The 24,189-nt window shown below is 39.4% G+C and carries 20 protein-coding genes and 1 tRNA gene; 4 read left to right on the top strand and 17 right to left on the bottom strand.

The window, feature by feature from the left end; translation table 11 throughout:
* Nucleotides 1-13 precede the first annotated feature (13 nt).
* The 12 genes from J2Z48_RS10570 to asnB all read right to left on the bottom strand — a co-directional run bounded on the left by J2Z48_RS10570 (nucleotide 14) and on the right by asnB (nucleotide 11,559).
* Nucleotides 14-1,471: a class I adenylate-forming enzyme family protein gene (locus tag J2Z48_RS10570; RefSeq protein ID WP_307253311.1), complete on the bottom strand. Its 1,458-nt coding sequence runs from the start codon at nucleotides 1,469-1,471 to the stop codon at nucleotides 14-16.
* Nucleotides 1,472-1,476: 5 nt separating this feature from the next.
* A complete protein-coding gene (locus J2Z48_RS10565; RefSeq protein ID WP_307253309.1) occupies nucleotides 1,477-1,728 on the bottom strand; it encodes a phosphopantetheine-binding protein in 252 nt (83 codons plus the stop codon).
* Between the two features lie 22 nt (nucleotides 1,729-1,750).
* Complete coding sequence (locus J2Z48_RS10560; RefSeq protein ID WP_307253308.1) at nucleotides 1,751-2,785, bottom strand: asparagine synthetase A; 1,035 nt, start codon at nucleotides 2,783-2,785, stop codon at nucleotides 1,751-1,753.
* 79 nt (nucleotides 2,786-2,864) lie between these two features.
* Complete coding sequence (locus J2Z48_RS10555) at nucleotides 2,865-3,107, bottom strand: acyl carrier protein (protein ID WP_307253306.1); 243 nt, start codon at nucleotides 3,105-3,107, stop codon at nucleotides 2,865-2,867.
* 25 nt (nucleotides 3,108-3,132) lie between these two features.
* Nucleotides 3,133-3,747 carry a beta-sandwich domain-containing protein gene (locus J2Z48_RS10550; RefSeq protein ID WP_307253304.1) on the bottom strand — a complete coding sequence of 205 codons (615 nt, stop codon included), beginning with the start codon at nucleotides 3,745-3,747 and terminating at the stop codon, nucleotides 3,133-3,135.
* 2 nt (nucleotides 3,748-3,749) lie between these two features.
* On the bottom strand, nucleotides 3,750-4,766 hold the full coding sequence (locus J2Z48_RS10545) for a hypothetical protein (protein ID WP_307253302.1): 1,017 nt from the start codon (nucleotides 4,764-4,766) through the stop codon (nucleotides 3,750-3,752).
* Nucleotides 4,767-4,794: 28 nt separating this feature from the next.
* Entirely contained in the window at nucleotides 4,795-5,799 is a 1,005-nt protein-coding gene (locus tag J2Z48_RS10540) for an asparaginase (protein ID WP_307253301.1), read from the bottom strand.
* Nucleotides 5,800-5,855: 56 nt separating this feature from the next.
* Nucleotides 5,856-6,935, bottom strand: a complete 1,080-nt coding sequence (serC, locus tag J2Z48_RS10535; protein ID WP_307253299.1) for a 3-phosphoserine/phosphohydroxythreonine transaminase — start codon at nucleotides 6,933-6,935, stop codon at nucleotides 5,856-5,858.
* 16 nt (nucleotides 6,936-6,951) lie between these two features.
* Nucleotides 6,952-7,920 carry a D-2-hydroxyacid dehydrogenase gene (locus tag J2Z48_RS10530; RefSeq protein WP_307253298.1) on the bottom strand — a complete coding sequence of 323 codons (969 nt, stop codon included), beginning with the start codon at nucleotides 7,918-7,920 and terminating at the stop codon, nucleotides 6,952-6,954.
* Between the two features lie 190 nt (nucleotides 7,921-8,110).
* Nucleotides 8,111-8,944 carry a class I SAM-dependent methyltransferase gene (locus tag J2Z48_RS10525; RefSeq protein ID WP_307253296.1) on the bottom strand — a complete coding sequence of 278 codons (834 nt, stop codon included), beginning with the start codon at nucleotides 8,942-8,944 and terminating at the stop codon, nucleotides 8,111-8,113.
* Nucleotides 8,945-9,565: 621 nt separating this feature from the next.
* Nucleotides 9,566-9,642, bottom strand: a tRNA-Arg gene (locus J2Z48_RS10520).
* Nucleotides 9,643-9,714: 72 nt separating this feature from the next.
* Nucleotides 9,715-11,559, bottom strand: a complete 1,845-nt coding sequence (asnB, locus tag J2Z48_RS10515; RefSeq protein ID WP_307253295.1) for an asparagine synthase (glutamine-hydrolyzing) — start codon at nucleotides 11,557-11,559, stop codon at nucleotides 9,715-9,717.
* A gap of 348 nt (nucleotides 11,560-11,907) precedes the next feature.
* Between asnB and J2Z48_RS10510 the strand changes: the two genes are divergently transcribed.
* The 4 genes from J2Z48_RS10510 to J2Z48_RS10495 all read left to right on the top strand — a co-directional run bounded on the left by J2Z48_RS10510 (nucleotide 11,908) and on the right by J2Z48_RS10495 (nucleotide 17,921).
* Complete coding sequence (locus J2Z48_RS10510) at nucleotides 11,908-12,135, top strand: hypothetical protein (protein ID WP_307253294.1); 228 nt, start codon at nucleotides 11,908-11,910, stop codon at nucleotides 12,133-12,135.
* A gap of 91 nt (nucleotides 12,136-12,226) precedes the next feature.
* Entirely contained in the window at nucleotides 12,227-15,385 is a 3,159-nt protein-coding gene (locus J2Z48_RS10505; protein ID WP_307253293.1) for a type 2 lanthipeptide synthetase LanM family protein, read from the top strand.
* Nucleotides 15,386-15,448: 63 nt separating this feature from the next.
* The gene (locus tag J2Z48_RS10500) at nucleotides 15,449-17,569 is read left to right on the top strand and encodes a peptidase domain-containing ABC transporter (RefSeq protein ID WP_307253292.1); all 2,121 of its coding nucleotides are present in this window, start codon (nucleotides 15,449-15,451) and stop codon (nucleotides 17,567-17,569) included.
* A 124-nt stretch (nucleotides 17,570-17,693) separates the two neighbouring features.
* On the top strand, nucleotides 17,694-17,921 hold the full coding sequence (locus J2Z48_RS10495) for a LuxR C-terminal-related transcriptional regulator (protein ID WP_307253291.1): 228 nt from the start codon (nucleotides 17,694-17,696) through the stop codon (nucleotides 17,919-17,921).
* Between the two features lie 130 nt (nucleotides 17,922-18,051).
* Here the strand turns inward: J2Z48_RS10495 and J2Z48_RS10490 are convergent, their stop codons facing one another.
* From J2Z48_RS10490 to J2Z48_RS10470, 5 genes are all read right to left on the bottom strand, one after another.
* The gene (locus J2Z48_RS10490; protein WP_307253290.1) at nucleotides 18,052-19,908 is read right to left on the bottom strand and encodes a clostripain-related cysteine peptidase; all 1,857 of its coding nucleotides are present in this window, start codon (nucleotides 19,906-19,908) and stop codon (nucleotides 18,052-18,054) included.
* Between the two features lie 92 nt (nucleotides 19,909-20,000).
* Nucleotides 20,001-21,653 carry a cell wall-binding repeat-containing protein gene (locus tag J2Z48_RS10485; RefSeq protein WP_307253289.1) on the bottom strand — a complete coding sequence of 551 codons (1,653 nt, stop codon included), beginning with the start codon at nucleotides 21,651-21,653 and terminating at the stop codon, nucleotides 20,001-20,003.
* 177 nt (nucleotides 21,654-21,830) lie between these two features.
* Entirely contained in the window at nucleotides 21,831-22,901 is a 1,071-nt protein-coding gene (locus J2Z48_RS10480; protein ID WP_307253288.1) for a sensor histidine kinase, read from the bottom strand.
* Complete coding sequence (locus J2Z48_RS10475) at nucleotides 22,891-23,583, bottom strand: response regulator transcription factor (RefSeq protein WP_307253287.1); 693 nt, start codon at nucleotides 23,581-23,583, stop codon at nucleotides 22,891-22,893. Before J2Z48_RS10475 ends, J2Z48_RS10480 begins: the two co-directional genes overlap by 11 nt.
* Before the next feature lie 251 nt (nucleotides 23,584-23,834).
* On the bottom strand, nucleotides 23,835-24,080 hold the full coding sequence (locus J2Z48_RS10470) for a hypothetical protein (protein ID WP_307253286.1): 246 nt from the start codon (nucleotides 24,078-24,080) through the stop codon (nucleotides 23,835-23,837).
* Nucleotides 24,081-24,189 lie beyond the last annotated feature (109 nt).

The following is a 24,189-nucleotide window of genomic DNA, read 5'->3' as shown; positions in this document are numbered from 1 at the left end:
AGCCCACTCCTTTCTATAAGAATGTTACTTTTTTATTTGTATTTCTTTTTGTTTTTCCATTGTGAGTGAGTTCGATCTCCGTAAAGCGAAGTTGATCTGGGATCTTCCAATAAGAAAGTTCATTTTTCATTCGCTCCAAGATTACTTGGGGATCAGTTATTTCGGTACTTTGAACCTCCAAAATGTAGCAACCTTTCTCCTCATAGGCTCGGCATCGTTGAATTCTAGGATCTTCTAATACAAAGGATTCGATTTCTTCTGGAAATACCTTAAATCCCTTGTGGACCAACATATTACGAGATCTACCTCGGATATAGAGGTACCCACATGGATCCACGAAGCCAATATCTCCAGTCAGTAACCAGCCATCATGGAAAACCTTTTTTGTACTGATATCATTCATAAAATAGCCTTTCATCACATTAGGCCCACAGACAGTGATCATTCCTTCTTGTAAGGTATCTGTCTCTTTATATTCACTATCTACAATTTTCACTTTTACATTGGGTAGAGGTTTACCACTTGAGCGAATTCCGTCCATGATTCTCACAGCATCTTGCTCAATTTCCATAGAAACTCGTGGTCCTGCTTCAGTCAGTCCATATCCTTGCAATATTTTTGCATTAGGAAATAGCTGAATCGCGCTTTCCATCAAATCCTGGCTAGTTCTTCCACCTGCAACGATGAGACGTTGTATGGAAGATAAATCAAAATTAGAAGCCCATTGTGTTACAGTAGATAACACTTTAATACTCTGTGCTACCACACAAACCGAAACAGGCTGATGATTTGTACATAGTGACATTACTTGTTTCGGAATCAATGGACCATCCGTAAGAATTAGTGGAGCTCCTAGGATAAACTGTGCCCAAAGCTGTGTCGTATGTGCAAAGCTATAGTGAAATGGAAGAATCGCAAGAGTAGAATCATCACTGGACAGTTGCAAAGCCTGTTGTAAGCCTTCCACATTGGCAAAAATATTGTCAAAGCTCAACATAACTCGCTTAGGAAAGCCTACACTTCCAGATGTAGAAAGCAATACTGCGGTTTCAACTCCGGCGCTCAGAGGCTTTTCTGGTTGTAAGTGATAGCAGATAAGCTCGTTCGATAACTCATCAGATCGTAAGTTTCGTATATTTTCTGATTGCGGACAATCGGACAATAAGTAAACTGCCCCATGAATACTAGCTGTAATCTCCCTCTCCTTACATAATTCTGAGATGGGAACCGGAACAAGTCCGGCATAGATAGCGGCAAAGTAAGCAAGTACAAAATTCTTGGGTCGTCTACACATAATGACGGCCAAATGCCCAGTATCCGTACTTGATGAACGGTCACACATGAGATGGGACAGATCCATTATCCTCTCGCGAAATTGAGGAAAAGTAATGATCTCACGAGATGTTTTTAGGAATGGTCTATTCCCATGAGCTTCTATAATATGATCAAGAATATCTCTTCTAGACTTCATATCGTTCATCCTTGTGATTGAGCGGCTAATAAACGCTCAATCGCCTCCGTAATCTCACAAATGGTTCCTTCCAATACAGTCAAGTACGTTTCATCATCTAGTTCACAACCGATTTTTTGTTCAATCTCAACGATCAAACTGATGACTTCAATGGAATCAATATTAAGGTCCTGAAGGATACGATGTTCTGGTTGATATGTCACATTGCGAGATTTCAAGACTTCATCCAATATCTGTTGAGTGGCAGAAAGATTCATAAGGACCTCCTAGAATTTATTGTTATGGATTAATTGCTACTCCATTGAATCGAGGGATGATTTGAATATCACGAATATCATCATGTTTCAGTAGGAACAAGATAAAGCGCTCCATCCCCATGCCAAATCCAGAAGTCTTCATCGGATTATGATCTTTCATGTAGGTATACCACTCATATTCTTTTTCATCGACTGTGTGGTACTCCATCGATTCCCTCAACTCTTCACCGGTTGTATGTCTTTCACCACAACCTACTACCTCACCAATTCCAAAGAGTAAATCTGCATTCAGTGCAGCTACGCCATTTTTATCTCTTGCCTGATAAAACGGAACCGATAAGTAATCGTGGTGTGTCAACCACACTAGGCCACCAAATCTTCTAATCAATTCTTGTTCACCTTTATTGGTAATCGTTTTGAATCCTACCGGATGAGTCGAAACATATTCCGGATCATTCTCTAACTCTAGAATAGCTTCACTTAATGTAATCGTAGAATATACACCTTTTTGACTGACTACTTTTTCAATATGCTCCGTAGTCCCAGCGATCTCCATTACCAATTTCTTTGACTCAGGGTTGTTAAGGATATCGACACAAAGTCTGTGAATATACTCACTCACTAGTTTCATAACATCCTCTAACGTGCCCACAACTTCAGCTTCGCTATGATAAAATTGGCATAGATGTCTAGCATCAGCATCTTCGCCTCTAAAGGTAGGCATCACATAGTGAACCCCTTGGTCTAAGTAACGAAGCATATATTCTAGATGGAACTGCATGGAATCCGCGAGGTATGTTTCTACACCTTCTAATTCGATTTTCACGGGTAAAGAATCGCTCCCAAGACCCATTGGACTCGTCACAGATCCTGTCGTTGCTGGCAAGCATACTGATCGAATACCTTGTTCTCTAAAAAATTGAAAGGTAGAATGGACGATTTCATCTTGTAGTACAGCGATCGCTTGATACCAAGGATGTCCCATGGATTTTTTATAATGATCGTTTGGATTAACCCAAGATTTTGTAGGACTAACTCGTTTTGCAAGTGTATTCATATATAAACCTCCAAGTGATTTAATCTTACTTTTTGTAAAAATGCGACCCATGCTTGTCCACTTTACTCGGACATGATTGTTACGTGGTTTTCTCTAGAGAATCTATAAAATACTTTGATAAACTCTCTATATCAGGAAATCTTTCTATATTTAGATCCTGATCATTAAACTTCATATGAAATTTCTCTTCCAGTTCAATAATTAACTGAATGTAGCTAAATGAGTCGATTCCAATGCCATCAATCAATTTTTGGTTGGGTGACACCTCCTCTAATCCCGTGATATTCTTTACAATATCCACTATTTCTTGTTGAATATTCACTTGTATCCCCCTCATTCAGGCTTAACTATAAATCCCTCGTTTGCAATGTAATACAGAAAATATGCATATTCTCATTTACAGGTAGAACGATATGGCTGATTGGTTCTTCACTCGAAACAGATATCGTCTGTAACCAAAGTGTGGTTCGTACTCCTTCTGAAAACCCGTAAAATTGACTAGCAATTCCTGAGGTTCTGATTGCTTCACGTTCTCCAAACTTTGGTTCTCTCAAGATCCACTCACTGAAGCTCAGATCTGAGGAATACACCGCTTGATTCGATGCATGAATCTGGATGGATTCTGTGAAATCCCCTTGTTCAGTGCAACCAACAAAATGAATCTTAGCTAGCTTTTGGTTACTACAATCAATCATTTGACCATTACATTCCACGTTGTTAGGTGTATTGATCTTCTTAATCGGAAAAAGAAAGGGAATACCATGACTTTCAAAAACTTCTTTAGAGTTAGGCAGATCTTGAGCCGGAAATGCAGTTCCGAAGCTAGTACCTGAATATCCAATACTTGCATTACTCTCTTCAAGTCGATCCATAAAAGCAATCGCATTATTGTTCCACAAATTTTCTAGATCCAATAAATGATAGGTACAGCCCATTCCTTTCTTCGTGAATAAGAAAGTCATTGCTAGATGATCCCCCTAATCGCATAGTTTTCTAAAGCTATTTGCTCCTCACTTACTACTTGCTTCAATCGTTGCTGGATCTGTGTAAGTAGAGATGAATTTTGAGTGAATTGATACTTAATCAACATATTTCTCATCACATTCCAAGACTGTGATACACGTTTCATATATTTACAACTTTCATCCAACTTGTCAGCCGGCAATAACGATTGAAAATGCATCATCGTATCTAATAAAAAAGTCCGTTTGATTGCAAATTCTAAAAAATAGCCCGAAAAATTCTTTTGAATATGCAAGGGAAGATCGATGAATATCTCAGATAGCCGCTCTATTCCACTCCAGCCTGTAAAAATCTCTGTGCCAACTGGCATATTGGCTAGCTGTAAAATTTGTTTACGGCTTTCTTCGTCTGGCTCAACTTCGCCTTTCATGATCATCATATTCTTGATAAAATATTCCATAAGTATTTCCTGATACAGATCCATCTCAGTATCTCTTGGAATGATCGTAACTATTTTAAATGGCTGAGTTGCTCTCGCCTGAATCATTAACTCAGGAGATAAAGTCATCGCCTTCACTAATTGATCAAATGAAATGTAATCCTTGTAATCACCCAATGTATCTCGGATTAGTACCGTTCGTGGCTCCGAAGAGTAGCCTGCAATAATGGTCATATGAAAGTCACGTAAAAACGAAGTAAATGGAAGGTTTTTTGTGTTACAGAAAATGGCAATTGGTATGTCCTTGTTTATCGAATCCACAATTTCTTTCCATACTTCTTCTTCTTCACTAAACTCCTGATAATCCACTTTCATATTGAATAATCGAATCATCGGCTGATCAATATAGCTGGGTGTTAACTTACACTCATGTGGATTCATCAATAAATAAGTGCCATTATTTACACCCATCAATACACCCGGATTTTCTAGCCCCATATAATTTAGAATAGAGAAGGATGCTCGGCTCCAACAATCCACATGTCCTGTGTACATTTCCATATCTAGTTCTTTACGCATATGTTACTCCTATCTAATAGACAGTATTTCAACTCCGTGCAGTGAGTTGGAATGACGGTAAAATATGACCTACTTCTTCTTCACGCCCATTTTTGAGTGTCGGCTTATAAAAGCCCATCAACTCTTGCAATTGATCTTCACGAAGCAAATCTAGTTGCTTTAATACTTCCACAGCCACTGCATGAACCGCACGTAAAGCGCCATCTTCGACCTTAATTGCTATTCCCAGTCCAGTTTCTCTATCACCGATACAGTAGACAGCTTCTGCACCGCCTTTGGCTATCCATCTACCCTCGCCAACCTTCATAAGCTCTGTACAAAATTCATTGGATCCAGCCACCATTTCAGGGAAAGTGGTCATCGCACGCGTAATACGTTCAGCAGCTAGCCGATCCATAGGATCCAATGATTTCGAATCTGCAAATCGGGCGAAAATGGTGGCCCAACGTTCCAGGGAAAGGAAGTACGCAGGAACCCCGCATCCATCGATTCCTATCTCAATTTCTTCCGGTGTCAGTCTACCAATCCGAGCTAATGTTTGCATAATACGTTGTTGAACAGGGTGATCGGGCTTATGATAATCTACCAATTCTTCATTCAGATATTTCGCAGTTAATAGCATTCCTGCATGTTTACCGGAACAATTGTGATGGACCGGTGCAATATCTTTTCCCTTTCTGATTAACTCTCTGTATATAAACAAGGGCGGTAAATTCGTGCCACATCGTAGAGTTGTTTCTCGAATCCCAGCTCGTTCTAGCATTCCAAAAACTGTTTCAATATGTTGTTTTTCTCCAATATGTGATCCACAACATAAGGCTAATTCTTTGTCCGTGAGATCATAATTGTCAGCGGTCCCTGTTTGCACGATTGGCAGTGCCTGAAATGGTTTAATTGAAGATCTAGCACATGTCCATCTATCTGGATCACCTGCTGAATACAACAACTTTCCTTGTGCATCCACCACAGCTATATGACCATAATGAGTACTCTCGATTTTCCCACTACGAATTACATCCACCAGCTTAAGCAATACGTTGAACTCCCTTCACAAGTAACGATTGACCTGCTCGACTATCTCTCAACCATCTACCCATTCTGATCTTGGAAGTGTTTCATAAACATTTCTAATTCCATGCAACTTTGTAGCGAAACGCCATTATAGATCGAAGCTCTACAACCACCGATCCGGTGATGACCATTCACTCCTATGAATCCTTCTTGATAGGCTTGAGCAATAAATTTTTGATCCAATTCTTTGGTTGGAAGATGAAAGGTGATATTCATATGGGAACGACTACTTCTCTCTGAATAACCCTTGTAGAATCCTCCACTCTGATCGATAAAATCGTATAGCAACGTCGCTTTTTTCTGATTTTGTTTTTCGATCATTGCTACACCACCTTGCTGTTGAATCCATTTCGCAAATAGATTCACTAAATAGATATTGTAGGTGGGTGGAGTTGCTAACATGCAGTTTTCTTTTAAGTGAGAACTGTATCGTAGCGCAGGCATTGTGAGCGACGATTCTTCTTCTAGTAAATCTTCTCGTAAGATGACTAACGTTACGCCAGAAGGTCCTAGATTTTTTTGTGCACCCGCATAAATCAAGGAGAATGAGTTAACATCAATCTCTTTCGACATAATGTCACTTGTCATATCCGCTATGAGATGCACTCCATTTAATTGCGGATAATCATGGTACTGAGTACCCACGATCGTATTGTTGGATGTCAAATGAATATATGTCGTATCTCTTTGAATCTCTATTTCATTGCTATCAGGAATTCGGCGATACCCATCATTTTTGCCAGCAATATAGGCAGAGCCCACATGTTCGGCCTCTTTGAAAGCTTCTTCTGACCAAGTATCCGTCAATACATAACCAGCTTGTCTCCCTTTCGACATGAAGTTCAAAGGTATCATGGCAAACTGCAATCTTGCTCCACCTTGAAGTAAGCCGATTTTATAATTCGCAGGAATGCCTAGTAATTGACGAATTAATTCCATCGTTTCATTATGAATCTGGTCATAATATTTACTACGATGACTCATTTCCATAATTGACATGCCCGAATCATCATAACTTAGCAACTCATTTTGGGCTTGGATCAATACCTCACTTGGCATTGCCGCAGGTCCCGAAGAGAAGTTATGTGCACGCATCATTTTTATCCATCTCCTTTCAATAACCTTTATCTAAATCAATGACATTCACCATCTTACTTTCATTCGGATATATTTCCAGATTCGTTGTAAATATGTCTAATGATCGCTCCATATAAAATGGTGTTCGTCCAGCTGCATGTGGCGTAACCATCACATTATCTAACTCCCAGATCGGATGGTCTGAAGGGAGCGGCTCACTGGAAAATACATCAAGAACGGCACCAGCAATCCTTTTTTCTTTTAATACTTGAATAAGCGCTTCTTCATTGATGACGTTACCGCGACTAATATTCATGATATAAGCGGACTTTTTCATCATATTGAGTTCATTGATATCAATCAGATGAAACGTGTCCGATGTGAGAGGTACAGTTAGCAAGACAAAATCTGAGTTTCGCAATAAATATTCCATATTCTCTTTCGGAACGACCTCATCTACATATTCACACACTGGCTGACTTTGGTTGCACATACCCATAATGTTCATTCCAAACACTTTCGCTTTTTTGGCGATATCCATACCGACTGTACCTAACCCAATAATGCCAAGTGTTTTTCCGTAGGCTTCTTCTACCGTAACCCATGATTCCCATTCGTTCTTTTGTTGCAATTGGAAAAAATGATAGTTTCTACGCACAATATTTAATATCATACTGATTGTGTATTCGGACATCGGAATCGCATGGATCCCTTTCACATTTGTCACGATTGTCTCTTTACTTTTTAATTTCGCCTTAGGCAACAAATTCAATCCAGAACTAAGTACATGAACCCATTTCAGATTGGGCATTACATCCAGTACCTCTGGCGAAACCCCATCTCCGTATGCAATTAAGATTTCGGTTCTTTCTAATGCATCTACATCACTTTCTATTTCTTTAGGATGAGAGAAAAACAAAAATTGGTTTTCAGGAAAATCGTTTCTTAATTTATTTTGCAAATGCTCGTCGATATGCGCTATTGATGAAATAATCAGAAGTATCACTCCCTTACAACTATCCATATGGACCAAAACTGTAGACAAAGTAGATTTGGAAGAAGATTTGAAGGATACATAATTTCCGCCTTAAAGTGATGTAGAGAAGACTGTTCCCTGTTCAAAACCTTCCTCCAAACCGTAATCGATTATCTATAGTCTGAGTTGACTCTAAAAGGTGCCAACCCTTTTACTACGACTAACCCTTCACCAAACAGGTTTTATGCAGAATCGGTATATCATTTGGCGATTGATAGCGATACAGCATCACGGAAAATCCTGCATACTGTAGGTTTTCATCAAAAAGCTCATAGAAGTACTGCAATCTCTTTTTCATAGCCACCACTAGATCTTCATCATAGCTACGTAAATGTTCTTGTGACATAACCATGTCTACATAAGAACTCATTTCCTCTTCGGTAGATTTAATATATTTATAATCTTGGTCAAAGTACTCCTGTATCTCAAAACCTGACAAAATCTCTTTCCAATAACTTTTATCTCGTACCGTAACATTTGCTAGAATAGCCTCCTCAACAGCAGTCACGATATGTTCCGGTGGTGTTTCACGATAGTAAATAGGCGCTACTGCCAAAATTCCACCTGGCTTTAACACACGGATGTATTCAGTAATGGCGGTTTCACGATCATTAATAAATGATGTCACATTACTAATAAATACCATGTCAAAGGAATCATCCTCAAATGGCAACTTCAGCGCATTAGCTTGAATAAACTCCACGTTGTCTATACCAAACTTCTTGGCTTTATCTTTAGAAAAAGCAACCGATATAGGATTCATATCAATTCCTACAACATGTGCATGAGGCAAAGTGCTTGCAAATTCAATACTAGAAAATCCAGTATTCGAGCCCACTTCAAGAATTTTCGCATCGTGACGAATATTACTTTCCCGAATGATAACTCGTAGGGTTTCAATCCCGCCTGAGCACATATTTGGCTCCCGTACTACACCAACTAAACTGGAAAAATCGAGTTGCTCAATCTCTTTAACCGTTACATTCTCTTTCATTTTTTAACCTCTTTCTCATGTGAAATTTGTTAAGATATAATTCATTTCTTTTCACGTCTTTCACGTCGAAAATAATTTTGATTTATATATATCTTATTCATATTTTAAATGATTAAATGCTTTTGCAAAAGTTATACACATAATAAAAATCGCAATTATATATATCACATCTATTATTCATAAAATAATGAACGCGGTTGACAATGTTCGAAAACAGCAGGAAAAGCAGGACGTGTGTAACTATACAACTACTGAATTAATGTATAGGTGATTAGGAAGCAGTCCAAATTCTTCTTTGTTTTCGTTATACCTCGAATAATTGTCTTTACTGATATTGTCGGCTTTCTCTATAGATGACATATCATAACTAGTAGAGGTTATTTCGATCAGCTCTTGCCTTCTGGTAATAATTCGTTTGCCTTTTCTAGACATAAAAAATACGCCTCCTTGTGTGTAATTGCGCTGTGATAATCACAAAACACATTAGGAAAACGTCTTATGGTCTCGTCCGAAGGATAGGTTCAAAAGGCTTTAGCTAGGTAAAGGTTTGCAATTTGTTTGCAGTTAGGGGCTACAATACCATATTTTCAATGTCGTAGCCCCTAACGTCCTGGATATCATTGGCGCACCCGAGAGGACTCGAACCTCCGACACCCAGTTTAGGAAACTAGTGCTCTATCCTGCTGAGCTACGGGCACATAGCACACTTTCTAATTTCTATCCATTATATAACGAAGATCCCCTACTCACAATAGAGTAGAGGATCTTCGTTAACTCCACTGAACTTGAAAGTGAACGAGCCACTGATTGAATTGAAGCCAGTAAGCTAATAAAGCTGGAACATTCATCAATTGTCCAAACCAAGGCAAATGCTTCTGTTGCAGATCTTGACCGACAAAGCGTTGAACCACTTGATGATCAAGAAAGTCCCAAATAGGCGCTTTCTTATCTAGAAGCAATTCCTTTACTTTCTTTTGCATGGTTTGTAGATAGAGAGGGTGATGGGTTTTGGGATAAGGACTCTTTTTCCGTTCGATAATTTCATCTGGCAAAATCCCTTTTAATGCATGTCGTAACAAGCCTTTTTCTCTGCCATTATGCGCTTTCATCGACCAAGGAATGTTCCACACATACTCAACCAAGTGGTGATCACAAAACGGCACTCGAACCTCTAATCCGTAAGCCATACTCATGCGATCTTTTCGATCGAGTAAGGTTGGCATCCAGCGTGTTAGATTCATGTAAAATAGCTCTTTCATCCGCTCCTCGTTAGGAGAGTCTTGATCACATCGTGGAACTTCCTCTAACGTTTGTTGATATCTCATTTGCACATATTCCAATGGTTGAATTTTAGCCTGAACATCTTTTCGGATGAAAGGAATCCGCTCATTTGTTAAGCGCGCCCATGGAAAGATATCTGCCTGAACCATTTCTTCCCGATGAAACCATGGATAGCCACCAAATACTTCATCAGCACATTCTCCAGAAAGACAAACGGTTAAATCCTTTTTAATCTCTCGAGAGAACAGCATTAATGAACTATCCACATCCGCCATTCCAGGGAAATCCCTTGCGATGAGTGCGCTAGGAATATGGTCAACCAGTTCTTGATTATTGAGGTATACAACATGATGATCAGACTGTAAGAATTCCGCCATCAACTGCGCCCATGGGGAATCCGCATTAGGTTGGAATTCATTTTGTTGAAAGAACTGATCATTATCCTGATAATCAATCGAAAACGTGGTTAACTGCCCTTTTCCCTCTTCGCGAAACACCTTTGCTGCGACTGCGGAAATCGCACTCGAATCCAGTCCTCCTGAAAGCATCGTTCCAATTGGCACATCTGAGATTAATTGCCTTCTGACAGAAGCCTCAAATAGATCTGTTACCTTTGTGATCGTTGTCTCAAAGTCGTCTTCATGTGGTCTGCTCACTAACTGCCAATATGGATGTATTTGAATACCTCTCCTAGATACCTTCAGCCAATGCCCCGGTTTCAACTCCTTAATATCACGAAACACACCTTCACCAGGAGTCCTAGCTGGCCCCATCATCAGCACTTCAGCTATCCCTTGCTCATCGATAGCTGGACGAATATCGGGATGTTGCAACAATGACTTTATCTCAGATCCGAATACAAAGGTGTCCTTCACATGAGCGTAAAATAAGGGTTTAACTCCAATCCGATCCCTCGCGATATATAGTTCTTGTTTCGATTCATCCCAGATCGCAAACGCAAATATGCCATTCATTCGCTTAGCGGCATCTACTCCCCACTCTTGATAAGCAGCAGGAAGCAGTTCTGTATCGCATTGAGTCGTAAAACGATAACCCAAAGACTCCAATTCTATCCGGAGCTCAGACATGTTGTATAATTCACCGTTGTACGTTACCACCATCTGCTGACTACCAAATTGCTTCACCATAGGCTGTAACCCGTTCTCTGGATCCATCACACTTAATCTCCGATGCCCCAATGCCACATGCTTACCAATCCAAGTTCCCTCTGAATCTGGCCCCCGTTCGGCATGTTGCTTATTCATGAGATCAATGATTTTAGTCTGATAGCTCAAGTTTTCCTCGTAATTCATCCATCCTACAATTCCGCACATCCGTCTTCCTCCCCTAGGCAGTATCTATGTATGTATATGTAGCGGAATTTGGAATTTACCACGACTTGTTTGATTGACGAAAGAAAATAGACTTTTCCATTTTCTTATGGTATCATGAAATTGCACGACACTAAAAAAGTTGTGTCAGTCCAATTTTTGTGTCTCCACTCAATACCTGGGAAGTTGCCTTAAGTACAAAAGAGCATTGTCTTTCGAAAAGCGAAGGACAGTGCTCTTTGCTAATTATGCTATTTTGTGAAGTGTTGGTTTCTTATTTTTAAATTTATAATAAAAATGTATTCAATATAATAATTTATTGAATCAAACTATCCCGAGGAGATGATCCATATGTCACGTAAAGACATCAAACTTGCACTAAAGGCAAATCATCCTGCTGGTCAAAAGTACGTTGAAGTTTCACAAGAGGAGCTCGACCGCATTAGTGGCGGCGGCTTGGACGACAACGATCCTTGCATGGGTACGGTTTGTCGTATCATCACCACAGTCATTGTTACAACCGCTGCGGAAGGCTGCGGCATGAAAAGCTCATGGGCTACTCCATGTAAAAGATGCTAAGAATGATATAAATGGACGTTATAGCATATTGAAAATTTCAATATGCTATAACGCTATTATTTTACAAGATTAACCGATCCTAGGGGGAATTATGAATACTAACTCCATCCCAATAAATCTGAGTCTACCACAAATAAATAAATCTCTAACATTAAAAGAGAGAACAAAATTATTCTGCACTAGCTTAGAACATGAGCAGATACCAAAAAAAGAGATTGAAGAAGCATTGCAATCATGGCAAGAAGTTTCTCTTCTAGACGAACCAACACTACAAAAAAAACTGCGTGCTACTCAATTGGATATAGACACATTTGGAAAAATATTGTGCGCCACTAATATCGAGACAAAACAAAATGATGACTGGATGCATTGGTTGGAAGAAGCACTACAACTGAACCGATCCACTCCCGTAGAAGATACAGAATTGGATTTGCATCTAGCTGTACGTCCATTTCATTTATGGGCGAAGAAAAAAGTAGAAGACTACTTCCAACACATTCCGCAAATAAATCAAATGATACAAACAAATTCGGTTTTAGATTCTATCTTATTTGATTTGGTAGACGGGTTAATCTCCATAGCTGGGAGAACTCTCGTATTAGAGCTGCACATCGCTAGAGAAATGGGAGAACTAGAAGGCGATCATTCGGAAGCACGATTCCAATCTTTTATTAAGCAAAAAATAATGAATCCTGATCAACTAGAATTCATCTATAACGAATATCCTACACTTGTTCGACTTTTAATAACACGGACCCATTATTTTATCCAAGCACTCTTAGAGGCTATCACTAGATATATTAGCGACCGAAAGCAAATTCACCAAGAATTTCACATAGACCCTAGTCAACCACTTACCTCCATTTCTGCTGGGATGGGTGACTCACATCAACAAGGTAGAACTGTTATGCACTTTCAGTTTGATTCCAAGCGAGTCATCTATAAACCAAAATCCCTTTCGGTATCTGACCATTTTCATGAATTACTACACTGGTTTAATCAACACGGCTTTACTCCACCACTCAATGGTTATCACGTGTTAGGTAAAAACGATTATACATGGGAAGAATTTGTATCGTCCGAAGGATGTACTTCGGAAGAAGAGATAGAGCGGTTTTATCATCGTTTGGGCGGCTTGCTGGCAATCGTTCATACTTTACATGGAGTCGACTTCCATTACGAAAATATCATTGCCCGTGGAGAATATCCAACTTTAATTGACTTAGAAACACTCTTCCATAATGAGGTTCCCATGTCATTGGAAGATTTTGCTCAAGTCAGAGCAAATAAACGCATTGGTGAGTCTGTACTAATCACTGGCATACTCCCTCTCATTCTATTTTCTGGAAAAGAAGAGTCAGGGGTAGATATGAGCGGTTTAGGGGGACTGGAGCAAGAATATCCGACTCCTATTTTACAAGAAGAAAATCCTAGAACAGATCAAATGAGGTATGTTCGCAAAAATGCCGTTGTCAAACTCAAAGAAAACCTACCTAAGTTAAACGGTCAGTTTGTAGAAATTACTCCTTATGTAAGGGATATCATAAATGGCTTCAACCAAGCTAATCAAATCATGTTAGAGCATCGCGCCGATCTTCTCCACGACGAGGGACCCATAGCACAGTTTAAGCAAGATAAGGTACGCATTATTCTACGTAATACACAGTTCTACTATGATTTCCTTCTAGAGTCCCAACACCCCGACTATATGGAGGATACGATAGAGCGTGAAAAAATATTAGATCGCCTATGGTATAGAAGAAAAGAGAATGGATCCACTATCCATGAGATTGAAGATCTATTAGAAGGTGATATTCCTTTCTTTACATCCATAGTTGATAGCACCGATTTAATCTCTAGTACGGGTAAAAGGATTCCTCATTTCTTCCCAGAATCCAGCTATCAGAAGGTATTGAAGCGAATCCAGTCCCTAACCTCTGAAGAAATCGAACAGCAGTCTAACTATATACATGCATCCATCCTCGGGAACGTGGAGTCTAAGAATCATTTACAAGTGAAACAGTACCACTTCACTCCCGATCCGAGTCACCATTTATCGGTTCAACCTCTTATATCAGCGGCAGAAGAAATCGGACTTCATCTATCTAAACAAGCTATATACGGGGTTAAAAACGATGTAACATGGATCAGTCCATCACCTACTGCTAATAACTTATGGACACTAGCACCCATGGATTTCGGTCTATACAGTGGTGTTTGTGGCATTTCAGTATTTTACGGCTACTTGGATCAAATTTGTCCAAATAGTACGTTTCGCGACTTGTCACACTCAGCCTTGCAAACCGCCTTGCATACTGGAAAACATGTAGCCGATGCAAATGCTTTTATGGGACAATCCTCTATTCTGTATACACTCTCCCATATGACTGGTTTATACGGTGAAAAGGAAGAATGGACTTCCTATATGGAAGAGCTCACTCAATTCATTGGGGAGAAAGTAGACAAAGACCAACACTACGATCTCATCCATGGTAGTTCAGGCATCATCCATGTCTTGTTAAATGTTGCTCAGCAATTTAACTGGGCATATCCCGCACAAGTGGCTCAGGCTTACGGCGAACACTTGATTAAGCATGCGGTGCAAACCGAAAAGGGAGTCGCTTGGAAAACCAATCCAAACAAAAGTACTCTACTAGGCGGCTTCTCGCATGGAACTAGTGGAATTGCCTGGACATTATTTAGATTAGCTAGTGCCACTGGTCAGGAAAAGTTCCACGAATGGGGCCTAAAAGCACTCCAGTATGATCGCTGCTTATATGATAACCGTTTACAAAATTGGCTTGATATGCGTACAAATGGTACATCCTCTTCTCCCGCCCAATGGTGTCACGGTGCATCTGGCATTGGGATCAGCAGAATTTTATGTCTGCCTTATTTACAAGACAAACAATTGGAAGAAGAGATCCATTCATCCGTACAAGCTACTCTTCAGAACGGCATTGGTTATTCCCAGTCCCTCTGCCACGGTGATTTAGGCAATTCAGACCTACTACTCATGGCTGGAGATGCACTAGGGCAGCAACAATGGATCAAAATATCTCGACAGATCGGACACCATGCCATTCAATATAAGCAATCTAATGGTAAATACCTCACTGGAATCTCTCATTTTCTAGAAACGCCAGGGCTATTGGTTGGCTTATCAGGAATTGGATACCAGCTACTACGATTAGCTCATCCAGATCAAATTCCATCCGTGTTATCCTTACAGATGCCTATCAAAAAATAACACCAAAAACCTGAAATGCATCCCACCATTTCAGGTTATTTTATATACAAATGAGGAGTTTTGATGTTTAAACGTGTACCGTTTATCGAACAGATGGAACATAGTGAGTGCGGATTAGCCTCACTAGCGATGATCTTAAACTACCACGGTCATAAAATTACTCTAACGGAAATTCGAGAGCGCTATGGAGTGTCAAAAAGGGGAATCTCTCTGGGCAATCTATTAGAACTTGGAAATGACTTTCATTTAAAATGCAATGTTTATAAGGGAAAGCTAACTGAACTCCCTTTTTCAGTACCCGCTATCCTGTACTGGGAAGATCGTCATTATGTAGTCCTAGAGCGCTTAGGCAAAAACTACGCTACGATCGTGGATCCTGATAATGGTAGAAGGAAGATTTCAATAGAAGAGTTAGAGAAAAGATATTCCGGCTATCTGTTCCAAGCGGAGCCAGATGAGGGCTTCATAATTCGAAAGAAGAAGTCACAATGGGGATTCCTACTCTCTTTTCTAAGAGGACAATCCACATTTTTAAGCAGTCTCATTCTCGTTTCTTTTTTATTGCAAGGATTAGGGTTTTTAATCCCCCAGCTAACCCAATGGATCACAGATGAAGTCATCATGCCAGGTAAAAATGAGTATCTCATGATCATCGGAATCGGGATCGCAGGATTATTTCTATTCCACCAATTCTTTTCGTTTCTACGTAGTTATTTCATCGTTGTATTACAAACAAAATTGGATCTAGCCTTAATGACAGCATTTGTTACCCAGCTTTTTCACCTTCCCTTTTCCTTTTTTGAAAATCGAAAGGGTGGCGAATTGGTCTTTCGCGCTAACTCCAACGTTTATATCAGGCAAATCCTTTCCAGCAAAACGGTTTCCCTCGTCATTGATAGTATTCTAGTTATTTCCTATGCTTGTCTGCTCTTCTATCAGGAGTGGCATCTAGGGCTGATGATTACTTTATTAAGCTTCCTTTTATTTTTAATCCTCACTTTTAGTACACGGTGGACCCGAAAGTTAACCGACCAACAAATTTCTGCACAAACGAAAACGCAAGCCTATTTAACGGAGAATATATTTGGAATTTGTGATGTAAAAGTACTAGGTGCGGAAGAAAAAGTACACAACCATTGGCGTAATCTGTTTACCGACCAACTAGCTATCGCTAAGAAACACAGTCTCCTAACCTCTGCCTTTGATACGATTAGTAGTGGCATTCAGTTTACGACTCCATTGCTAGTTCTTTGGATGGGTGCTACTTTAGTCCTTGATGGTAGCCTTACGCTAGGACAATTGTTGGGGATTAGCGCGCTATCTAGTGCTTTCATGGTCCCTATTATCTCACTTAGCTCCTCTTACTCTCAATTTATCATCCTAGGTTCTTATATACGCCGCCTACAAGATGTCATTGAAAGTAAGCCAGAAGGAACGAAAGGAGAGATCGTTTCTCCACTTTCTGGGGAAATCGAGCTAAGAAATGTATCTTTTAAATATGGTTACTTTAGTGAAAATGTACTGTCCGATATCCAACTTCATATCCATCCCGGGGAGAAGGTGGCGATTGTAGGAGCTTCGGGATCTGGGAAAAGTACATTAGCCAAAATCCTCATCGGGCTTTACACACCTCACGAAGGAACGATTTTTTTTGACAATAAGCCTTTATCTGATATAAATATACAATCTTTACGGCAGCAAGTAGGTGTCGTCTTACAGGAGACCCGGCTATTCCATGGCACCATTCAGAATAACATCTCACTTTTTGATAAAAAAGTTCCCATGGAAAAGCTGATAGAAGCTGCCCATATGGCTGATATTCATCAGGATATAGTAGAGCAACCTCTAGGTTATAACACGATCGTCTCTGAGGGTGGTAGTAACTTCTCCGGTGGGCAAAGGCAGCGGCTTTTACTCGCTAGAGCACTACTTCATCAACCCAACATTATCTTATTAGATGAAGCTACATCTGCCTTAGATAATATTCGGGAAGCGAATATAAAACGTTGCCTATCTGAACTCCATTGCACTCAAATCATGATTGCTCATCGATTAAGTACCATCCAGCAAAGTGACCGAATCCTAGTCATGCATGAAGGAAAACTAGTAGAAAACGGAACTCATGAAGAGCTGCTACAAAAGGGAGGCTTTTATCACGCGCTCTATACAAGTCAAGAAGTATAAAGTTACCCATCTAATCTGATCAGATTAGATGGGTAACTTCCTTTATCTCTCACTAAAACTTTAAAGTTATATATGTTAAAATAATAAATGTATTATTTTACTTTTATAAAAAAGGAGATATTAAATGGATCATTTACTTTCTTGCAAAGAGGTTGAGGTTGCGATTTTGGTGGCAAAAGGGTATAAGGATAACGAAATTGCTTTGTCATTATTTATTAGCAGACGACGTGTAGGAGAAATCATTGCTTCTATAAAGGGTAAATGGCATATAACATCTCGCGTTCAAATCGGAATTATCACATATTATTGTGGCCTAATAGATATTAAAAAAGAGGTTTTTGTTAAACATTAAAATTTTAACTGATTCCTTAAACGAACGGCTCTCTATTTTTTAGCTGATCATTCTGTTAATTTGAAAAATAAATCATCCATAAAATAGACCTGCCCTATCTCAAATAACGATGGGCAGGTTTGTATGACCTTTACTTTACAGTCGTAAAATCGGAAACAGAACGGTTTTGTGCAAAATTGGTAAGATCAAATCCGTATAGGAAATTCTGATCTTTTGGAAGTGCTTGCCACTGAAGATTGATTGTTTTTCCAGCAGTAAACTCTGCTCCATCTACCATCCCGCGCTCATTGGTTTTCTTGTCAATAGTTGGGTATACTGGAGCAACCTGATCTCCCTCGTTCACTTGATGGAGATTTCGATCCGGTACACCTGTTTTCGGGTCTACTCCACGCCATGCACCCAAAATGTCATACGTATTAGCTTGCTTGTTGTGAAGGACGACTAACTCCATTTTTTCACCGTTTATTTTAACAGGGATTACATAGTTTGCCTGTTGAGCCGTCTGATTCGTAATGAACATCGGAACCATTTGTCCTGATAGCATAGGCCAATTTTGATTCCATTGTCCCTTGATGATGCCTGTTTTCTCATCCAGCTTCACCTGACTGTTATCGGCACCGAGAATCCGAACTGTACTCATCGATCCGGTTTCATACTGACCTACAATCCCTTTCACACTAACGAGCGAGGAAGCATCTTCTGGGCTTACCTTCACTTCAAAACCCGTGGCAGTTTGATTTGATGCAAATTTTTGAAGAGGTAGTTTCTCTGACTTGATGCGCTTTTCATCATCTAACAATCGATCCACATACCCCTTGAGAAACTTCTCGTATATTTCAGAAAAATTGTTTTTGTCGTACTTCACCGCATTCGATTTAAAGCTCGGACGATCCTCCGATGGGAAGTAGATAGATAATCCATTTGCCCGCGGATTCCCCAAGCTATTGATGTTATAAATGACTGACTTTTTAACTGAACTAATTAATGCTTTCGATTCTTTGGGATACAGGGTAGATAATTGCTCTGCCAGATCTACGATATCTACCATATCAGTATCTCCAGGTCCCCCAGAACCACCGTAATCCTCTGACCGAAAGCGTGCTTTTGCAATGGCTTGTAATGCTTCATCATCTTCCATATTGGCTTTTAGTTTCTTGGCTAAACTTTCTACTTTCTTCGTAACATCCACTGCTTTATCCATATCAACAACGGATAAAGTAATGTCATCCGCGGTGCCGAAGTCTTTTGATTGCTTCACATATGAATCTGCAATCACTTTTCCAACCACATCACCTGTTTTCTGAGAAGAGGTGGTCAACGTTTTTAGAAAAGGAGTGTAATCCCATCCGTGTACAGGCTCCAACTCTTCCGAACCAACCAAATATTTGCCGTATGGCTGCAATAACTTAGCGACTTCCACATTCCCCATTAGACAGGCATCGAACCCAATCATATCAAACTTATTGGTCTTCGCTTGTGACTTATCCAACGCTTGTTGTAGTTCAGATAACGTTAAAGCGTCGTAGTCATGCTTTTCATCCGCCCCATACCCGACGACGGAACCTCCACCATGATTCCAAAGAACCATTCCATATTTTTTGGCTGGATACTTTTTCATCGACCAATCAATAAAATCGGTTAACGATTTCGGATTGCCCATATTTCTGTCCCCAACATTTCCAACATTCTCAATGTCATTTTTCTTGACGATCCAGCGTTGGTTTTCCTTGTTGCTAATTTTCTGATTTCCCCAGTCGTTTGATCCGCCTGTCTCCACTACCACATTCACATTTTTCGTCGATCCGACTTTCATCATCTCTTTCAAATCTGTAGACGCATAATTACCACCACTCTCCAAGTCAGAACCAACCATATAAACCATTAATGTATAGTCACTCTTAGGCGTAGACGCAGCTGATGAAACCGTCGGCGGGACAACAGAAAGCAAAGTTAAAGCTCCAGCTAGCATAACTTTTGAAAATTTCATTTGTTTCTCCCCTTTAGGTTACGTTTTCATCAATAGGAAAGATGATGCCTCCTCAAATGGTAACTTCTTTCCTATTGATTTGATTGAACTCTCTAATTCAATTTTTCTTTCAACTGACGTTCTACTTGCATCGAGATGACCTCTTTTCCACCTAAGAGATATATCACATTTGGTTTATTCTCACTAAGGTAGGTAGAAACGGACTTGTCCAAAGAATGGGTCGGGGCAAACAATATAGGAGTATAAAAGCCTCCGCCCAATAAAGATGATGCGTAATCCTGATCTTTCACAATGACAAACTCACTTACCTCTGCTTCGTTCATCTTACTGAAATGACGGATTACATTCACACCTACCTCCAAACGATCCTTTCCAGTCACTTCCATTACCTTTCCATATGAACCTAGTTGCTTTTTCACTGCTTCAGAGATTTGACCCTTTGGCCCCACCACGAGTAGATTCTTAATCTGGGGATATTTCTTTAATACCGACTTCGTTTCAACAGGAATTCGATCCTTTTCTACCAGTAAAATAGGCGAGCTATAACCGGCACTCATGTACATCGCACTTGCGAAATCAGAAGCTTCTACGATCGCCACGGAGTCGATCTCATTTTCCTTTAAGATCTTTTCGGCCATCTGCGAAGTACTGATAAATGGATTACTCCCTGCTTGGCGATCAATCTGTATGTTCATCTTTTTTAGTTGCTCCTCGACTGCTTTGGAAACAATTTTATCATCACCTAAGATGATCGCTTTGGATGGACCTAATCGTTTGATTTCAGTACTTACCGCCGCTGGTAATTGATTAGCATCTGTTAAAAGAATAGGTGCATTGGTAACAGAAGAAAGGGCAGGCGCCGTAAGAGCTTCTGATCCAAAATGGGAATTCGCAATCACAACGGTCTCTGCACCACTAGGATATCGTTGCTTGCTTAATTGAGCAGAAATACCCGCCGGATTCAAGCCGTTATACCGCTGAAGATGTGGCTTAACTACTTCAAATAATTCATTAGCCATATTTCCAGACATCTCTCGGGCCGTTATTTGATAGGAGTTGTTCCCTGGGTTTAAGGGCAACGCTTCCGAATATATGAATCCTCTCAAACCATAGCTGGTACTGTTAGCCGTAATGTCAACGCGGTCTGCTCCCTTAACAGAGCCCTTAAGTGAAAAATTCTTTGCCTCTGTCGTCAACCGTAATTCGTGTTTAGTAGGTGCGTTTGTCTGAAGTTCTGGAACTGTATTGTCTACTGAATTCATGGAAATCCCACTAACTTTTACCTCATACGATACGTCATTTTCCGAAGGAGGGAGATCTTGGTCATACCACACAGAGAGAAAATACTCTCCAGTAGGTACCTTAGCTCCATTACTCACTTCTTCGAAACTAGTTGTGTTCATGAGGGTGTACTTCACTTTGTCGTTTGAGTTCTTTTCATTAATCTGAAGGACTCCATCCTTTTCCACTACAATGCGATAAGTATGATTTTGATACCAATCTAGCTTCCCTTTAAATTGAGCCTCTTGCACAGACTCTTTCGGGGTATTTCTCTGTATTCCATTGCTTTTCAGCCATTTTTGTTGCTGTTTAACTTGTTGTTTCAATTCGGATAAGGAACGAGTAGAATTAGCTGAGGTTGTCCCTTTTTTATCCATCTTTGCCTCTGTCATACTAGGGAAGACAAAGATTGAGGTTACTAGAGCTACTGATAAAGCCCCTGCACCCCACTTACTCTTGATCACAACATCATCTCCTTTATCTTGATTGAAAAGTGAAAACTTTTTATTAGTTTACACTTTTCATTATACATTACTATTCTGCTATATCACTCTTACATTTTTGTAAGATTGATACAAAGATGCAAAGAAAAGTCCGCTTCTAATTTGCAAAGCGGACTTTTCGAGTCTAATAACCTGTATTCATCGCTTAAAGATCGGGAGACAGATATGAAAGCTTGTTTCACTTTCATCACTTTCGACAGCAACAAATCCCTTGTGCAATTCAATGATATTTTTCGTGATAGCTAATCCTAGCCCTGATCCTCCCGTATATACAGATCTTGACTTTTCAATTCGGTAAAAGCGATCGAAAAGATAGGGAAGATCAGCCCGAGGGATACTATCTCCGTAGTTCGTGATTTTCACAATTGCAAGATGATCATGGATTTCTAAGGAGATGTCCAAGAATACCCCTTTTTTCCCATAGTTCATTGCATTACAGATGATATTTTCGAATACCCTTGCTAGCTGATCACCATCAGCCTCTACACAAACAGCATTAGCTGGTAGAGAAAGTCTTGACTTCATTTTTTCTTTCCTAAGCTGAATTTGGAACTGGATGGCGATCTGCTTCAACAATTCCTTTAAGTTGATTACCCTTGTTTGTAGTTTCATTTTTGGATTTTTAGTCCGAACGTATTCAAATAAGTCATTCACTAATTGATCCAGCCGTTGCGCTTTTTGATAAGCAATATCTGTATAATATCGAAGCTCTACTTCATCTTGATATTGATTGCGATCAATTAGGCTCAAATAACCCAAGATAGACGTTAATGGAGTACGCAAATCGTGGGAAACATTCGTGATTAGCTCGTTTTTGGTCTGTTCGGCTAATCGTTCTTCCTCAACAGCTGTACGTAATTGCTCCAAAATTAAATTTATCCGGGTAGCTAGCTTACTAAATTCATTTTGAAATTTAAGAGGCACTCTTTTTTTTGAATCACCTTGTGCAATCTCACTAACAGCATGACAGATTTGAATAAAATATCGAATATAACTCCCGATAAACAAAGAAAATATAATAATCCCAAATAGACCTACCAATATATACTCCATACGAATGGGTAATAGGTGCTCTATATCGTCTAGATTAGGTACATATTTTTTCAGTAGATTATAAACAAAGTTTGAAATGAATAAGGAACTCCATAAACTAAAAATGAAGACCACAGCAATTTTTGATAGAATCCGGTAATACGTTTTATCCCTCAATCTTGTAACCCACTCCCCAAATGGTATGAATTACTTTATACCCTAGTGTTTTCTCTAGTTTATCTCGTAAATTACTGATATGAACCATAACAGTATTGTTGGCTTCATAATACTTTTCCTTCCATACTGAGCGAAATATCTCTTCCGAATTAAATACTTGACCCAGATGTGTTGCAAGGAGATATAGGATTTCAAACTCTTTGGATGTTAGATTTATTTTTTCCTCTCCAACCGTAGTAGAGTATGTTTTTCTATTAATGGTCAGCTCTCCTAAACGCACCATCTCACTATCTTCCTGCAGTGGCTGATGATTAAAGTAATAGGCTCTTCGTAAAAGCGCTTTCACACGAACCATCATTTCTAACAAATTAAATGGCTTGGCCATATAATCGTCTGCTCCTGTCATCAGGCCCGTTATCTTATCCATGTCTTCTGATTTAGCACTTAACATCAGAATGGGAGTATTATCATGTTGTCTAACCAGTTGGCAAAACTCCAAGCCATTCTTTTTAGGCATCATTATATCTAGAATAATCAAATGGACAGAATTTTCTTTCAAGATTTCAAGAGCCTCTTCCCCATCGTACGCTTTTAATGTAGTAAAACCTTCATTCTGTAAAGAGATATCAATTAAGTTTACGATTTCTTTTTCATCATCTACGATTAAGATCTGCTTAGACAAATTCATAATCCCCCTCTCTTTCTATCTCACTACAAGTTTAAATACTTTTCAAGTGTATATATGGCTTAAAAACGACAAAAGAATGCGTACTTAGCCGTGAACGGTAAGTACGCATTAAGTATGCATATATGTGTATATAGTTTGTTGTGAAATCTACATGATTTAGCATAATGTAATCTATTTTTTATCCACTTACTCATTTCCGCATAAAGGAATTTCATTCATTACCTTCATCTATACGAATGGGCAAGTTATTTTTTCTCGTTTTCCTTTGTATCTGTACCTTTTTTGGCTTTATCGTCTGTTTTACCTTTTTCCGGTTGAGTTGTACTTCCCTGAGATGGTTGTGTTCCGGTAGCTGGTGGTGTTGTATTTGTGTTTTGCTCAACAGCAGGCTTTTTAGGCTCTTCTTTTTTCTTTTCTTCTTTTCCGCAACCTACTAAAAAAACCGCCGTTGCCACTCCTGCTGCTATGATTGGAAATAACTTCTTTTTCATATATATAATCTCCTTTGTATTTAAGTTGTTATCTTTCTCCCATGAATAAATAATATTATAAGATCATAATTAAAACTATTTCATTCGACTTACACTTATATTACAAAGT

Origin of the sequence: Croceifilum oryzae (assembly GCF_030814315.1) — a bacterium.
Taxonomy (GTDB): domain Bacteria; phylum Bacillota; class Bacilli; order Thermoactinomycetales; family Thermoactinomycetaceae; genus Baia; species Baia oryzae.
The sequence above is the reverse complement of the archived record's forward strand: the minus strand, read 5'-3'. Positions and strand labels throughout refer to the sequence as shown.